General features: G+C 63.9%; 17 protein-coding genes. 8 read left to right on the top strand and 9 right to left on the bottom strand.

Features of this window, described 5'->3' with window-relative positions:
• Positions 1-57: 57 nt before the first annotated feature.
• On the top strand, positions 58-1,137 hold the full coding sequence (locus tag BI49514_RS12495; RefSeq protein WP_167444035.1) for a threonine aldolase family protein: 1,080 nt from the start codon (positions 58-60) through the stop codon (positions 1,135-1,137).
• A 6-nt stretch (positions 1,138-1,143) separates the two neighbouring features.
• Here the strand turns inward: BI49514_RS12495 and BI49514_RS12490 are convergent, their stop codons facing one another.
• On the bottom strand, positions 1,144-2,460 hold the full coding sequence (locus tag BI49514_RS12490; RefSeq protein ID WP_101546846.1) for an APC family permease: 1,317 nt from the start codon (positions 2,458-2,460) through the stop codon (positions 1,144-1,146).
• Positions 2,461-2,541: 81 nt separating this feature from the next.
• On the opposite strand from BI49514_RS12490, the gene BI49514_RS12485 reads away from it, so the two are divergent.
• Positions 2,542-3,516 carry a GlxA family transcriptional regulator gene (locus BI49514_RS12485; protein ID WP_101546845.1) on the top strand — a complete coding sequence of 325 codons (975 nt, stop codon included), beginning with the start codon at positions 2,542-2,544 and terminating at the stop codon, positions 3,514-3,516.
• On the opposite strand, the gene BI49514_RS12480 is transcribed toward BI49514_RS12485, so the two are convergent.
• Positions 3,488-3,898: a universal stress protein gene (locus BI49514_RS12480; protein WP_101546844.1), complete on the bottom strand. Its 411-nt coding sequence runs from the start codon at positions 3,896-3,898 to the stop codon at positions 3,488-3,490. The genes BI49514_RS12485 and BI49514_RS12480 overlap by 29 nt on opposite strands.
• A 161-nt stretch (positions 3,899-4,059) precedes the next feature.
• Between BI49514_RS12480 and BI49514_RS12475 the strand changes: the two genes are divergently transcribed.
• Positions 4,060-5,337: a class I SAM-dependent methyltransferase gene (locus BI49514_RS12475; RefSeq protein WP_101546843.1), complete on the top strand. Its 1,278-nt coding sequence runs from the start codon at positions 4,060-4,062 to the stop codon at positions 5,335-5,337.
• Between the two features lie 96 nt (positions 5,338-5,433).
• On the opposite strand, the gene BI49514_RS12470 is transcribed toward BI49514_RS12475, so the two are convergent.
• The 3 genes from BI49514_RS12470 to BI49514_RS17050 all read right to left on the bottom strand — a co-directional run bounded on the left by BI49514_RS12470 (position 5,434) and on the right by BI49514_RS17050 (position 7,600).
• Positions 5,434-6,405, bottom strand: a complete 972-nt coding sequence (locus BI49514_RS12470; protein WP_101546842.1) for an HAAS signaling domain-containing protein — start codon at positions 6,403-6,405, stop codon at positions 5,434-5,436.
• Positions 6,402-6,749, bottom strand: a complete 348-nt coding sequence (locus tag BI49514_RS12465) for a PadR family transcriptional regulator (RefSeq protein ID WP_101546841.1) — start codon at positions 6,747-6,749, stop codon at positions 6,402-6,404. Before BI49514_RS12465 ends, BI49514_RS12470 begins: the two co-directional genes overlap by 4 nt.
• A gap of 554 nt (positions 6,750-7,303) precedes the next feature.
• The gene (locus BI49514_RS17050; protein ID WP_244195168.1) at positions 7,304-7,600 is read right to left on the bottom strand and encodes a hypothetical protein; all 297 of its coding nucleotides are present in this window, start codon (positions 7,598-7,600) and stop codon (positions 7,304-7,306) included.
• Here BI49514_RS17050 and BI49514_RS17045 point away from each other — a divergent pair.
• Positions 7,490-7,723: an HAD-IA family hydrolase gene (locus BI49514_RS17045; protein ID WP_244195344.1), complete on the top strand. Its 234-nt coding sequence runs from the start codon at positions 7,490-7,492 to the stop codon at positions 7,721-7,723. The two genes, BI49514_RS17050 and BI49514_RS17045, sit on opposite strands and share 111 nt — an antisense overlap.
• Before the next feature lie 115 nt (positions 7,724-7,838).
• Here BI49514_RS17045 and BI49514_RS12455 read toward each other — a convergent pair whose 3' ends face one another.
• Entirely contained in the window at positions 7,839-8,243 is a 405-nt protein-coding gene (locus BI49514_RS12455) for a hypothetical protein (protein ID WP_101546840.1), read from the bottom strand.
• Positions 8,240-8,701 carry a hypothetical protein gene (locus BI49514_RS12450; RefSeq protein ID WP_101546839.1) on the bottom strand — a complete coding sequence of 154 codons (462 nt, stop codon included), beginning with the start codon at positions 8,699-8,701 and terminating at the stop codon, positions 8,240-8,242. Before BI49514_RS12450 ends, BI49514_RS12455 begins: the two co-directional genes overlap by 4 nt.
• 638 nt (positions 8,702-9,339) lie before the next feature.
• On the opposite strand from BI49514_RS12450, the gene BI49514_RS12440 reads away from it, so the two are divergent.
• The gene (locus BI49514_RS12440) at positions 9,340-9,714 is read left to right on the top strand and encodes an HAD-IA family hydrolase (protein WP_101546838.1); all 375 of its coding nucleotides are present in this window, start codon (positions 9,340-9,342) and stop codon (positions 9,712-9,714) included.
• A gap of 49 nt (positions 9,715-9,763) precedes the next feature.
• Here the strand turns inward: BI49514_RS12440 and BI49514_RS12435 are convergent, their stop codons facing one another.
• Complete coding sequence (locus BI49514_RS12435; RefSeq protein WP_101546837.1) at positions 9,764-11,131, bottom strand: APC family permease; 1,368 nt, start codon at positions 11,129-11,131, stop codon at positions 9,764-9,766.
• Positions 11,132-11,240: 109 nt separating this feature from the next.
• Positions 11,241-12,122, bottom strand: coding sequence for a carbon-nitrogen hydrolase family protein (locus BI49514_RS12430; RefSeq protein ID WP_219618456.1), 882 nt, complete (start codon positions 12,120-12,122; stop codon positions 11,241-11,243).
• 156 nt (positions 12,123-12,278) lie between these two features.
• Here BI49514_RS12430 and BI49514_RS12425 point away from each other — a divergent pair, with 156 nt between their 5' ends.
• Genes BI49514_RS12425 through BI49514_RS12415 form a run of 3 tightly spaced genes read left to right on the top strand, consistent with a single transcriptional unit; the run spans position 12,279 to position 14,169 of the window.
• On the top strand, positions 12,279-13,025 hold the full coding sequence (locus BI49514_RS12425; RefSeq protein ID WP_167443965.1) for a FadR/GntR family transcriptional regulator: 747 nt from the start codon (positions 12,279-12,281) through the stop codon (positions 13,023-13,025).
• Positions 13,022-13,543, top strand: a complete 522-nt coding sequence (locus BI49514_RS12420; RefSeq protein WP_101546835.1) for an ASCH domain-containing protein — start codon at positions 13,022-13,024, stop codon at positions 13,541-13,543. Before BI49514_RS12425 ends, BI49514_RS12420 begins: the two co-directional genes overlap by 4 nt.
• On the top strand, positions 13,540-14,169 hold the full coding sequence (locus BI49514_RS12415; RefSeq protein WP_101546834.1) for a maleylpyruvate isomerase family mycothiol-dependent enzyme: 630 nt from the start codon (positions 13,540-13,542) through the stop codon (positions 14,167-14,169). The genes BI49514_RS12420 and BI49514_RS12415 overlap by 4 nt, the downstream gene beginning before the upstream one ends.
• Positions 14,170-14,273 lie beyond the last annotated feature (104 nt).

Here is a 14,273-nt window from a genome sequence, read left to right as displayed (position 1 = left end):
TCCCAGACACCTGATCAGACAACGCCGTCGACGAACCCCGCGGACATCCTCCCCGACATCGGCACCGCCGCCCCGCCCGTCGACACCAGACCGACCGCGCACCCGCGCAACTTCGGCTCCGACAACTGGGCCGGAGTCCACCCCGAAGTCATCACCGCCATCGCCGAGGCCAACGTCGGCCACACACCCGGCTACGGCGGCGACCCGTGGACGCAGCGCTTCCGCGACATCATGGCCCACCATTTCGGGCCCGAGGCCCAGGCGTTCCCCGTCTTCAACGGCACCGGAGCCAATGTCCTGGCCCTGCAGTCGGCGCTGCCGCGGTGGGCCGCAGTGATCACGGCCGCCTCGGCGCATATCAACTACGACGAAACCGGAGCCCCGGAGAAGGTCGGCGGACTCAAGATCGTCGGTGCCGCCACCGAGAACGGCAAACTCACCCCCGAAACCATCACGGGTGCGATCATCGGCCGCGGCCACGAACACAATGCGCAGCCGCTGGCCGTGAGCATCTCCCAGTCCACCGAATGGGGCACGACCTACACCCCGGACGAGATCGCGGCGATCGCGGCCACCGCGCACGAGAACGACATGATCCTCCACGTCGACGGGTCCCGACTCGGCAATGCCGCCGCCCACCTCGGCGTCGGACTCGGCGACATCACGACTGTGGTCGGAGTCGACATCCTCAGCCTCGGCGGAACGAAGAACGGCCTGCTCGGTGCCGAGGCGGTCGTCGTTCTGAACCCCGACATCGGCCACGGAATGCGATTCCTGCGCAAGATGAACCTGCAGCTGGCCTCGAAGATGCGCTTCCTCTCCGCTCAGCTGAACGCACTGTACGAGGGCGATCTGTGGCGCAACTCCGCCACCCGGTCGAATGCGATGGCGCAGCACCTTGCCCACAGACTCGCCGAGGCGGCCGAACGCGGCCGTGTCCCCGGGCTCGAGATCGTGCAGAAGGTCGAGTCGAACGTCGTGTTCGTCCGGATGCCCGCCGAGGTGGCCGCCCGGGCCCGGCAGACGTTCGCCTTCGCGGACTGGCCGTTGGCCAAGGACATCGTCCGCCTCATGTGTGCGTTCGATACGACGACCGAGGACGTCGACGCCCTGGTCGCCGCCATCGTCGGTGACTGAAGGACCTCAAGCTCGGTTTCGGGCCCGGGCGAGGGTGACCGCACCGGCGACGAGGAAGACCGCGACGGGAAAGATCGCGCGGGGCCCCGATGCGATGAGCGACCATGCCATGAGCGGGACGAGCGCGAGATTGGCCACGCTCCACACTCGCAGTCCGGCGGTGCGGACGTAGGCGACGATGCACATGATGTAGATGATGACGAAGACGCCGCTGGCCGCGCCGATCATGTCGACGACGAGATCCGGTCTCACCAGGAGAATCACCAGCGACACCGTGAATCCGACGCTGAGGACCAGGATGGCCCGGCGCGGCGTCGCACCGGTTTCGACGGCCAAGGACCGCGGCAGAATCCGCTCCGTCGCGGCCACAGCGACGATGGTGGCCACGCCCCTGGTCCAGGCCACGGCATTGAGCGTGATCGCCAGGATCCCCATGGCGGCCAGGACGCTTGCGGCGACTCCTCCCCACGGCGTGGACCGCAGAGCGTCGACGATCCCGGTGACCGGATCGACCTGGCTCGACTGCGCCTGAACGGCCACGGTGAGGGTGAGGACGAGGACCAGCAGCAGTGCCAGCGAGATGATCGCCACCGGGGCGAAGTCACGCCGTGGATCCGGCAGCTCACGGGCGAGGAAGGTGAGATTCTCGAAGCCGATGAACGCCCAGAACGCGATGAGCGCCCCGGCGGGGATGAGGGCCAGCTCGGGGATGTCGGGGACGACGTCGGGCGTTCGGCTCGGGTGCAGCAGAGACCAGGCGACGACCGCGACGATGGCGATGACGAGGACCACCGCGCCGACGCGCTCGACAGTGCTGCCCAGCGACCGGCCGCGCAGATTGACGACGACGGCGAAGGCCATGAGCGCGGCGGCGATCGCGATCTCGGGAACGTCGATGGCCATGATGGCCGCGAGGTTCCGCGCCGCCATCACGGACCCCGAGGGCAGTCCGACGACCACGACCATCGAGAACATGAGGGGGACCATCTCCGCGGGACGACGCCCCAGCCCGACCCTGATCGTCTCGCGAAGAGGATCGGCGCTGTGCCCCGAGGCGGTGACGGTGTCGCGGAAGAGCATGAGCATGGGCAGGCAGACGAGCGCCGCGATGATCCAGGTGAGAGCGGCCGCGCCTCCGGACTCATGCAGGACGGCGGCCGGCACCGCGATGAGTCCGGCTCCGACGATGGATGACAGACCTGCGGCCACGCCCGGTCCGAGTGACCAGATCCTCGCCCACCCCGTATGGTGTCCGTCGGGGAACCTCGGTGCAGACGATTGTGATGGTGCGACCGAGGTCGCAGAGGTGCGTCGTGAAGTCATGACTCCACTCAACCGTCGATCGCAGAGAACCACGAGTGTCTTAAATGACACGCCTCACCGGTTTTCGGTCATACTGGGACCATGTTCACCGCAGCAGTACTCGTTCGCAATGGGCTCTCACTCTTCGAATTCGGCGTTACGGCCGAGGTCTTCGGGATCGATCGCACGGAAGTCGGGTCACCGCCGATCGACTTCCGCGTCTGCTCGGAGGACGGACCGCGCTGGTTGGAGACGAAGCACGTCTCCACGGTGAGGATCGAGTCCACGCACGGTCTCGAGGGCCTTCGCGGCGCCGACGTCGTCATCGTCAGCGCCAGCCTGCCCCACACCGGCACCGAGGCGGAACGGGCAGCCCTCCGCCGTGCCCATTCGGAGGGTGCCGTGATCGTCTCACTGTGCAGCGGTGCTTTCCTGCTCGCCGGCGCGGGCCTCCTCGATGGTCGTCAGGCGAGCACTCACTGGCTGTTCGCCGACCAGTTGGCACGCGATTTCCCACGCATCGACGTCGTCGAGGCCAACCTGTTCACCGATGCGGGGCAGATCGTCACGGCCGCGGGCACCGCTGCGGCGATCGACGCCTGTCTGCACATCGTCCGACGCGAGATCGGAGCGACGACGGCCCGCATGATCGCGCGGAGAATGGTCGTCGCCCCGGCCCGCAGCGGAAACCAGCTGCAGTTCGTCGAGCGGCCGGTTCCCGCAGCCGCCGATCAGGGGCTCTCGGCCACGCTCGAGTGGGCGGCGAGCCGCCTCGGCGAGGACATCGACGCACCTGCCCTGGCCCGGCACGCGAACGTGTCCGTACGGCAGCTGGGCAGGCGGTTCAAGCAGGAGCTCGGAACGACACCGCTGCAATGGATCACGCAGGAGCGGATCCGCGCGGCACAGGAGCTGCTCGAGGTCAGCGACCTGTCGATCGAGACGATCGGGCGGAAGGTCGGCTATTCGTCGGCGACCCAGCTGCGTGAGCACTTCCGCCGCTCGGTCGGGACGAGCCCATCGCAGTATCGGGAGTCCTTCGCCGCGGTTACTTCTTCGTCCGTCGGTCGACCTTGACCGAGACGACGGGGACGTCGGAGTCGAGGATGATGCGTTGGGCCGTCGACCCCATGATGAGCTTGCCGACAGGGGAGCGGCGGCGTGAACCGATGACAATCATGCGGGTGTCGGAGGTCGCCTCGGCCAGCGCCAGGAGCTCTTCGACGGGATCGTTGCCGCGGAGGAACTGAAGGATCTCGTGGGAGACGTCGGAGGACTTCAGAGTCTCCTTGAGCTCCTCGATGTCTTTGCTGGTGGCGACGCCGCGTTCGTCGGGGGTCTCACCGATTCCGGCATTGAGCACGACGAGGACGTCGTCGAATGCGCGGGCCTGCTCGATGCCGAATTCGACAGCGGCCTTGCCTTCGGGCGACGGGGAATAACCGACGAGGATTGTCATGATCTCTCCTGGTGCGACATTGGACGAAGCTCTCTCAACTACTAGCATATCCGCCCAGTTCGGACGGGTGGCTGTTCACTCTGCGGGGAGGGCCTCGGCCGGTGATTGACGGCACACAAGCGAGGAGGCGGCACACGGCCCGCTCGGTTTAGACTGATCGAATGTCCGCCTCCCTGCTGCCCTCTGACTCCGCCGCCGCCCACCGCAGCCGGGAACTGTTGGCGGCTTACCCCCGGCTGAGCGACATGCCCGGTCTGCCGCAGGCGCGGATGCTCATCGATTACGTCATCGGACGCCGCTGCGGAGTCCTCGACGTCTCGGGCCGAGACACCGAAGGCACCTTCGTCGCCGCCGAACTCTCAGCTGAGGTCCCTGAGAACCTCATCCTCGTCGATGATGGGCACGGCCTGCAGGCGACCCTGCTCAGCCGTCTGACGCAGGTGTGCACATACAACGACCGGCTCGACGAGGCGCGGGCCTCGGCTGCGGCGGTCGAGTCTTCGGCCGGCGCCGGCGATTCCGCGGGAGTAGCCGGAGAGCTCGGTACCGAAGCGGCACCCGTGCTGGCGGTGAGCGAGCTCAGAGAGATCGCGGAACTGGCCGAACTCGCGGTGGGGGAGACCTGGGCCGTCGTCAACGCTCCGAAGGCGCTGAACGCGCTCACCGAGACGATCGCGGTGCTGCAGCCGTTCGTGAGCACCATCATCGTCATCGGCCGCAGCGATGCGATGAGCCGCGGCGTCAACAAGGAACTTGCCCGCGGCTTCGGTCGAGTCGATGTCTCTCCCGGGGTCGGCAAGCACCGGATGATCATCGGCAGCCGCCCCCTGTCCTCTCCGAGCCTGCCGGAATTCCCGCGCCGCGGAGTGATCTCCCACGGCGGTGTCGGTGAGCTCGAAGTCCGCGCACATGGGGCCTGCTTCTCCGGGACGAAGAGCGATGAGGGCTCGGAGCTGCTCATCGACTCTCTGCTGGGGCTGCTCCCGGGTGAAGCGCTGGAGTCTGTGCTCGACCTCGGCTGCGGCAACGGTTGGCTGCTCACCGTGGCCATGCGGGCCTCGGGGGCGAATACGGGATTCGGCGTCGATGTGTCGAAGGCGGCGGTCACCTCGGCGAGGGCCACAGCGGAGGCGAACGGAGTCGACGTTGACATCATCCTCGGTGATGCCGCGGACCGGGAAGAGCCGGCGCTCGCGGGCCTGGGCGGATTCGACCTGGTCCTGCTCAATCCGCCGTTCCATCAGGGAACGACCATCGAGACAGAGACGGCCGCGGCGCTCATGGCCACGGCCGCCGAGCATCTGGCTCCGGGCGGGCAGGTGCTCACGGTGTTCAATTCGCATCTGCGCTACCGGGATCGTCTCGAATCGATCATCGGACCGAGTCAGCAGCTGGCCCGGAACAAGAAGTTCACGGTCATCGCCAGCCGCCGCCCCTGAGGCCTTTCGGCAGCTGTGCGACCGGGACGGCTGGTGTGCGATCGGGTCGGCAACTGTGCGATCGGGACGGCAGGTGGCCGTCCCGACCGCACAACCTCACCGACGATTGCGGCGATAGGTCCGCCAGGTGCTGACCTGGTCCCAGACGGTGATGATCCAGATCGCGATGACCGTGATGATCTGCTGGATGTCGGCGTTCGCGGTGTTCGTGAGCTCGGGGTGGAGGACCGGCTGAGTGAGCAGCGCAATGGTGAGGAAGACGGCCATCGCGACGTCGACGATTCCGCCGATGAGGGCCACGGTCGGTTTCGCCGAGGCGGTCGTGAACTTGATGATCTCGACCAAGGCCATGAGCGCGAGGAACGCCCAGTAGCCGACCAGCCATCCGACGCCGAGATCGGGGTTGATGAACGTTCCTCCGCGGTTGAGGTGGCCGACGTAGAGCAGGGTCGTCGGGATGAGCGGGACCGTTGCCAGGGCGACGATGAAGACCAGCCCGAGCCCCGCCTCGGCGCGGATCTGCTTGCCGTGGGAGCCACGTCGGTCGAGATCATCGATCGTCCACGTGCCCGACTTCCGTTTGCGCATCGTTTCGGGTGCGCCGCCGTCCGAACTGCGGTCGCCGAGGCCGATGATGATCGTGATGACGGCGAAGGCGGTCAGCAGCGCGGTGACGGTGCTGCCGACGGTCTTGCCGATCAGTTCGCCGATCTGGACGTCGGGGGAGGTTGCGAGGGTGACCACGACATTCGTGAGAATGGCCAGCAGGCCGACGGCCGGCAGGATCCAGCGCAGGCTCCAGAGGAAGAGCGGGTACGATTTCGGGCCGATGAAATGCTGTGGTGAGTTCGAGTACTCCCGAGACAGCGCGACGGGATCGCCGAGCTCTTCGAGGACTTCGCGTTCGACAGTCGCCGTGTGATCCGGGGAACTGTCGGCATCCTCGCCGAGGCGGGCGTCGACCATGTCGTCGATCGTGGCGGTGATCTCGGCGGCGATGTCCGGGCGGGACTCTTCGGGGAGGTGGCGGGTGACGTTGTCGACGTAGATTTCGGTGAGCGCACTCATGGTGTGCCGTCCTTCCAGAGCTTGGTGATGCTGGAGTTGAGTTCGAGCCAGCGGCTGTGCAGTGCGGCGGCCACTTCGGCGCCGCTGTCGGTGAGTGTGTAGTACTTGCGGGGGCGAGCTTGTTCGGTGTTCCAAACCGATGTGAGCAGGCCCTGTTTCTCCAGTCGCCGCAGCAGGGGGTAGAGGGTGTTTGCCTCGGTGGGGATGCCTGTTTCGGTCAGCGTCGTCAGCAGTGAATAGCCGTACTGCGGCCGTCGACAGGCGACGAGGCTGGCGAAGACCACGGTGCCGCGTCGCAGCTCCTGTTCGTGGGCGGCCAGTGCCTTGTCTTCATTGTCGTTCATGCATCACGCGATAGTCTGTGACACACACTATTACAAGGGGCGGGGTATTCTATGCTGCGGCACGGCACGGCACGGCACGGCACGGCACGGCGCGGTACGGCAAGGCGCGGTACGGCGCGGCACGGCACGGCGCGGCACGGCGCGGCAGACCACCGGCGTTGACGGCCGTTTTGGTACAGGTTCCTCTCAACGGATCAGTTTCCTCGGTGTGCATTTTGGAGCAGGGTGTAACAAACCTCCGCCCTGGGCCTGGCAGTGTCCTCTGCGGTGCTGATGCTGCTTTCCAGGGCTGCTGGATGTCCCTGCACCCTGGCGGGCAGGGTTGCTTTATGGGATTGAAGAAGTGGGTGCTCTTCGATATCGGGGGAGTTCTGGAGGTCGTCGATGATGACGCTTGGGGGGAGGCGTTTCGCCGGTCGGTGGCAGGAGCGCTCTGGATTCTCAGCGGAGGAGTATCGTGCTCGTCTGACTTCCGCGGAGCTGCCCGATATCTCCCGTCAAGAGAATGTTCGCGCCGAGTATTGGGCGCAGATCGGCCAGGCCCTGAATGTGGATCAGACCCATGTCGAAGCGATGGAGGCCGAGATGTGGGACGAATACTGCGGGAGTCTCAATACAGAGTTGTGTGAGTATGCAGCTGCGCTGAGGCCACGCGCCGGTATGGCGATTCTGTCGAACTCAGTGGACGGGCGCGGCGCGAGGAAGAACGGCGGTTCGGGTTCAGTGAAGTCTTTGACCCGATTCTTTACAGTCACGAGACGCGTCTGCTCAAGCCCGAAAGTGAAGCCTATGAGAATGCGCTTGAGCGACTGGGTGCCGATGCAGACGATGTGTTCTTCATTGATGACCACGAGGTGTGTGCCGAGGGTGCTCGTGCCGTGGGCATGAACGCAATCGTACACCGCGACAACCCGTCGACGATCACGGCGATCGAGGAGTATCTGAAGCAGGCGATTCGGCTCGAAAGGATGTGACTGAATTGGTGAACGACAGAGTTTTGGCGGTATAGATTATCAGCCTGGCCGGTCTGGGGCGCGTGGATGGTGCGTAGGGCGTGTCGTTGCCTGCGTGCCCAGGAAGAACAGGCGGTTAGCATTCGATGATCTGAAAGTCTCCTTTCAGCCGAAGTTCACCGACCTTGACTACTTGGAGGTCGCCGACCTCAAGCTTCTTCCGGGCGTTCTCTTCTTGGAAGTAGATGTCTTCGACGGCGGCATCGCTCAAAAGCTCGATGGCTTCCCCGCCATCTGGTGTCGGTCTATAGGTGGCCATGTAGTGGTAAGCGTAGACGGTGTCACCGGGCTCGATCGTGTGCTCACCCGCATCCTCGACCTCACGTTCCTCCCAACTGATTTTGTATTCTGGCCGCTCCTTCTGGACGCGAAGACACTCGGCCTCATCGGTCAAAATGCCGACCAGCGGATCTATCTTGTCCTCAGGGTCGAATGGAGACGTCTGTTCAGCAAATAGAAGGTACACCGTTTGATTGTTCATATGTCGACCATCACTCTAATCCGGGGTGCACGGCGTCTGAGAAAGACACCCGATCCGACAGTTAACGCGACACCCGCACCGGCCATAGCTCCACCGACTGCCACGTTCTTCTTCGCATCGGCACGACATTGGACGATCCCATCCGACAGTGGATACCCGTTTGCTTCAGTGATCCGCATAGCGTTGAGGCCGGAGGGGCAAGCCCACATTCCCTGATCATCAATGTAGGGCCCGTGCCAACCCATTTGGACGAAGAATCCACCAGCAATCAGACCGACCGAAGCCACTCCGAGCAAAGCGAGTGGCAACCATGCGTGCTGCCTTTTCACGATGACAGTCAGGAACCAGATCGCTACGGCGGCACCAACTACGAACCAGCCGAGCAACACCCATTCCACCCACTGCACATCTTTCAGATGGTACAGCTCGACAGTTTCGTCAGTGGCTTTGATCATCATGTGCGCCGAGTGGTCATGTCTCACTGCGAAGCCCCCTTATGCCCTGTCTTAATGGTCTGGTCTCAATATGCCACTCTGGCGTCTAGGGCTCCTGGCACTGTGCATGAGCTCGCCGAGCCTGATCGGTTGATCCTCGATCTGGAGAAGGCCCCGCACACGGTTGCTGTGCGTGACGCTTTGTGCTGACGTATCAACCTGTCGGTCGAGAAATACGCTGTTGTGCTCGAAGGGCTGGTGGATACGGAGGCGAGCGGCAGTTACGCCCTGGACATTGTGGAGCGGGTCAGACGGTTACGGGCTGAGCGCTTCGCGTTCGAACGGCGGCAAGGTCGATGGAAGTCGTTCAGGCAGTAGCTCGTCGCGTTCACGTTGGATGCAGTATTCCGGATTGAGATTCTGAGATCCTCTGAAAAATGGAGTGACGCCTGTACACCTTTGATCCCAGTATCCCGCCCGCAGTTTTCGAGCAGTGACTGTGCCGGTGCTGATGCTGCACTCAACTGGGCCGTCGCAAGATACAACGACGAGGAGTCGGCGAAGGCAATCACGGTTTGGGCTTATAGACGGTCTCAGAAGTCGAGTAGTCCCGAAATCGAGAACTTCATTGATTCGAGTGCCGAAGTCGAACAGAGTGCGAGATGTGGGACGAGTACTGCGGCGGGCTCAATAGTGAGCTGTTCCAATATGTATCCGCGCTCCGGTCGCGCGCCTACGTGGCGATCCTGTCGAACTCGGTCGACGGTGCTCGCGCCGAGGAGGAACGACGATTCGGGTTCAGTACATTCTTCGAGCCGATCCTCTACAGTCACGAGACCGGTCTGCTCAAGCCCGAGCCGGAGGCCTATGAGAATGCGCTTGAGCGGATGCGTGCGGATGCCGGACACGTGTTGTTCATCGATGACCACGAGGTGGGCGCCGAGGGTGCTCGTGCCGTGGGCATGAACGCGATCGTACACCTCGGTAACCCGTCGACGACTAAAGCGATCGAGGAGTACCTGAAGCAGGAGAGCTGAGAGGAGTCGGCGTGACCTCGAAGATCGTGGTCCAGCGGTTCAGTGTTGTTCAGAGATGCTTCGCGGCGGTCGACTGATCTGAATCGGCCGAGTCAACGGCGAGTTCGGAAGGTTGGGTGCGGAATCCCTTTGTCGTCACCGCGAGAATGACTGCGCCGACGACAAGCCAGATCGTGCCGAGGGTGATCGCGTGCACGTCGAGCTGAGTGAGCAGGAAACCGATGACGATGACTCCGATGACCGGGCAGGCCAAGTAGAGGAACACGTTGAGTGAACGGCCGCCTCGGCGCTCGCGCACCCAATAGACGATGACCGAGACGTTGACCATGATGAAGGCGAGGAACGCGCCGAAGTTGATGAACGACGTCGAGGTGGCCACGTTCATGAAGATAGCGATGAGACCGATCGCAGCGATTGCCAGGAGCGACAGCACCGGAGTGTGGAAGCGCGGGCTGAGCTTTCCGAAGAAGCCGCGTGGAAGCACTCCGTCGCGTCCCATCGCATAGAGCAGACGGCTGCCAGCGGCCTGGGCGGCGATGCCGGAAGTGAACTGAGCGATGACAAGGGCGGCGAGGAAGATCGCGCCGAAAAGGTGCCCGCCGATGCTCTTAGCGATCTCGAACGCTGCGGCGTCGGAATTCTCGAACACTCCACCGGGGTGGACGAGCTGAACAGCGTAGGCCACGACGACGAAGATGCCGCCGCCGATGAGGGCGATGAGCATAATGGCCTTCGGCACGGTGCGACGGGGATCGATGGTCTCCTCGGTGAAGGTGGTGACGGCATCGAATCCGAGGAACGAATACGCGGCGACCGCGGCACCGCCGCCGATGGCCACGAGAGTCGAGTCGATACCGGTGAACGGAGTCGCGCTGATCAGTCCAGCACCGCCTTCCGAGCCGAACACATCGGCCAGCGACAGGGCGACGAAGAAGACGATGACGAGGATCTGGAACGACATGAGAATGAGGTTCACCCGGTCGGCGACCTTGATGCCCACGATGTTGAGCACCGTAGTGAGGAAGATGAAACCGATGATCCACACGGCCATCGGCACCGCCGGGAACTGCGCCTGCAGGTAGGAGCCGCCGATGAGCCAGATGACCATGGGGAGGAACAGGTAGTCGAGCATCGTCGCCCACCCGACAAGGAATCCGATACGTCCGTCGATCGTTTTGCGCACATAGGTGTAGGCCGATCCGGCGACCGGATAGGCCGCGGCCATGCGACCGTAGCTGTTGGCAGTGAAGAGCATCGCGCCGAGCGCGATCAGATAGGCGCTCGCGCTCGCCCCGTTCGTCTGGGAGGCGATGACGCCGAAGATGCCGAGGACGATGAGTGGGGTGAGGTAGGCAAGGCCGAAGATGACCAGGGACGGCAGCTTCAGGGTGCGGTTGAGTGTGACGGTGTCGGACATGATCACTCCGTTGTTGATTCAGATTTCCGTATAGCAGAAGTGCCTGCTCTGGTGGACTGGGGTGCGGCTGTCGCCGGCAGTTAGCGGTGGCTCGGATCCAACGGTCGCGTCAGGGGGTGTCGTGGCCAGGTGACCAGCGGCTTGGGTCGAGACAGCCTCCATAGAGCGGGAGGGGGATCGGATCGTCGTCGCGGTTGAACTGCGACCACACTCGGTTCGTTCCCGCAGTCCCGATTTCGCGGACTCGAGTGACCCGATGGGGGTCGACCCGCACGATGATCGTGTCTTCGCCCAGCCCAGCCTCGCCGAGGGCGAGGCCTTCGGGATCGACGGCGATGGATCGTCCGCGGCCGATGGGTTCGGCGCAGTTGACGCTGAGCACGTAGACCTGGTTGACGATTGCGTTTGCCCGCGCCAGAACCAGTTCCTGTTCGCGGTCCTGGCTGGTCGTCTTGACGATATTGAGGATCGCGTCTGCACCCATCCAACTCAGGTGCCGTGAATGTTCGGGAAACCAGGCGTCGTAGCAGATCGAGAGGCCGAAGGTGCCGTGATCGGGAGTCTGGGCGACGACGAAATCGACGCCCGGGCGGTGCGGTTCGAACGGTCGCCATGGGAAAATCTTGCGGTAGGTGGAGACGAGTTCGCCGGTGGGGGAGAAGAGCAGCTGAGTGTTGAAGAAGCTCCCGTCGTCGGCAATCTCACCGATGCTGCCCGGGCACAGCCAGATGTTGTGCTCGGCGGCGATGCGGCCGATCTCGGCGACGAACTCCGAGTCGAGTCGCACGGCCTTCTCGCGCAGAGCTGCGGGGCGGTCGTCGACAGGCAGGTCGTCGGCGCTGTGCAGATGAAGCTCGGGATAGATGATCATTCCGAGTTCGGGAAACCTCGCCGAGGTGGCCGCCAGGTCCGTGCGGAAGCCGGATAACGGGTCCGGTCCGGTCAGGGGTGCACGCTGGGCCAGCCCGACTGCGATTTCGCTGGTGTCCACTTCGTTCCCTTCGCCGACGTCGACAGCGGTTCTTCCCACCGTCATTGAATTGATCAGTTTGATCACTATAAGTCGATGTGACGTTAGACTCAACACATGGCAGTGAGAAATCCTTCGACACCCGATCCTGCGGGCGTGGATTCTGAGCGGAGTGGGTTGGACTCTGCGCAGGCACACGCAGTTGATCGAACGCTGTTCGCTGCCCCCGGAGCCGCAGAACTCACGCGGCTTTCTGCTGTCGATACCGTCCGAGCCCGAGTTCTGCTCTCCATCGAGCACGCTCTGCTCGCGCCGGGCAGCAGACTGCCGAAGACCGAGCTGTTGGCGGCGGGCCTCGAGGTCAGCGTCATCACCGCCCGTCGGGGACTCGAAAGCCTGGTCGAGGACGGAGTCCTCGTGCGCAGGCGGGGCCGTGGAGGTGGAACGTTCGTTGCCGACGACCCGCCGCATCTCAACGACTCCGCTGTCACCGCCTACCGGGCAGACGCGGACGCGATCCATCGGCTCATCGACCAGCGCAGTCTGATGGAATCGGCCATTGTGGCTGAGGCGGCGATGCGTGCCACTCCCGAGCAGTGTGATGAGCTCGATGCACTCATCCAAGCGTCGGCCGATGCCGAGGACTGGCATGAGCACCATATTCCTGACACTCGTTTCCACCGATTCATCGCAGAGATCAGCGGTTTGCCCGAGGCTCAGACTTACCTGTCCTGCTACGGCGGTCTGACGAAGTACTTCGTGCCCTACCCGCAGGAGCAGCTCGAGGAGGGGCGTGATCATCACCGTCGGCTCGTGGCGGCTTTGCGGAATCGGGACCCTCTCGCCGCCGTCGAAGTTACCCGTGTTCATGTCGATGCCTTGCGGCGTGAGATGTTCGTCGGCCTTGAGGAGAACGACGGATGAGCGTTGCAGAGCCCGGCAGAGGCAACCGCCGCGCTTTCTGGTCCACGGCGAGACGTCATAACCCCGACCTACCGGTGGCGATGCCAGAAGCATGGGCCTTCGGTGCGACTCCCGAGCACGCGGACGATCTCCTCGCTCTCGTTCTGTCCGGGGCGAAGACGGGCACCGCCTCGGCGCTGTGGGACATCGAAGCCGATGACGAATCCGTCCCCGAGGTGGGCGAACTGAGCATCATCCTCGACGGCCGAGACCGACCGAGAGCCCTCATCGAAACCACGGCGATCGACATCGTCCCGTTCTCCGAGGTGACCGCCGAGCATGCCCACGCTGAAGGGGAGGGCGACCGAACCCTGGCTGCCTGGCGCGACATCCATGAGCATTTCTGGCAAGAGCACGGCCAACGTGGATTCGCGCCCGAGATGCCGGTCGTGTGCGAACACTTCCGCCTGCTCTTCGCCGCGGACGGCGAAGAGCCCGACAGTGAATCCAGCAACGACTCACAGGAGAAGAGCCCATGAGCGAAACCGAAGCCTGGGACCTCATCCACGCGGAGCGCGCACGCCTGGCCGATCTGCTGACCACACTCGAACCCGAGCAGTGGGCGCACGCCACCCTGTGCACAGAATGGACGGTCGAACAGGTCGTCGCCCACCTGACAGCCGCGGCCAACACCGGACGATGGGCCTGGATCCGCAGTATCATCCGAGCAGGTTTCGACCCCGCAAAACACAACGCGCGACTGCTCGAACGCCGCCTCGGTGACTCACCAGAGCAGACCCTTGCGAAGTTCCACAACTCGATCCCACTGACTATCGCGCCGACCAAAGACTTCCCGGCCTTCCTCGGTGAAGTCATCGTCCACGGCCAGGACATCGCACGACCCCTGGAACTCGACCTGGTTCCAGGCGACAAGGGGACCATCCACGTGGCCCGATACTTCGCCTCTAAGGACTTCGCTGTGAACTCGAAGACCCTGGTGAAAGGGCTGAAGCTCAGCGCGGTCGACGCCGACTTCGAATCCGGAAGCGGTCCGGAGGTGACCGGGCGTGTCCTCGATCTCGTCCTGGCCATGGCCGGCCGACCGGAAGCACTGACAGATCTGACCGGGAGCGGAGTCTCCGAACTCCGGCGACGGATGAACTGAAACCTCAGCGGTCGGAGCGCTTCGCCTACTGCTGCTCGAGGCGCCGATCCTGCTCGTTCAGCAGCACTTCGCCCTGGCCTACCGAGCTCTGCCTCTCCTCACTC

It is taken from the genome of Brevibacterium iodinum ATCC 49514, assembly GCF_900169265.1.
Classification (GTDB): Bacteria; Actinomycetota; Actinomycetes; order Actinomycetales; family Brevibacteriaceae; genus Brevibacterium; species Brevibacterium iodinum.
The sequence above is the reverse complement of the archived record's forward strand: the minus strand, read 5'-3'. Positions and strand labels throughout refer to the sequence as shown.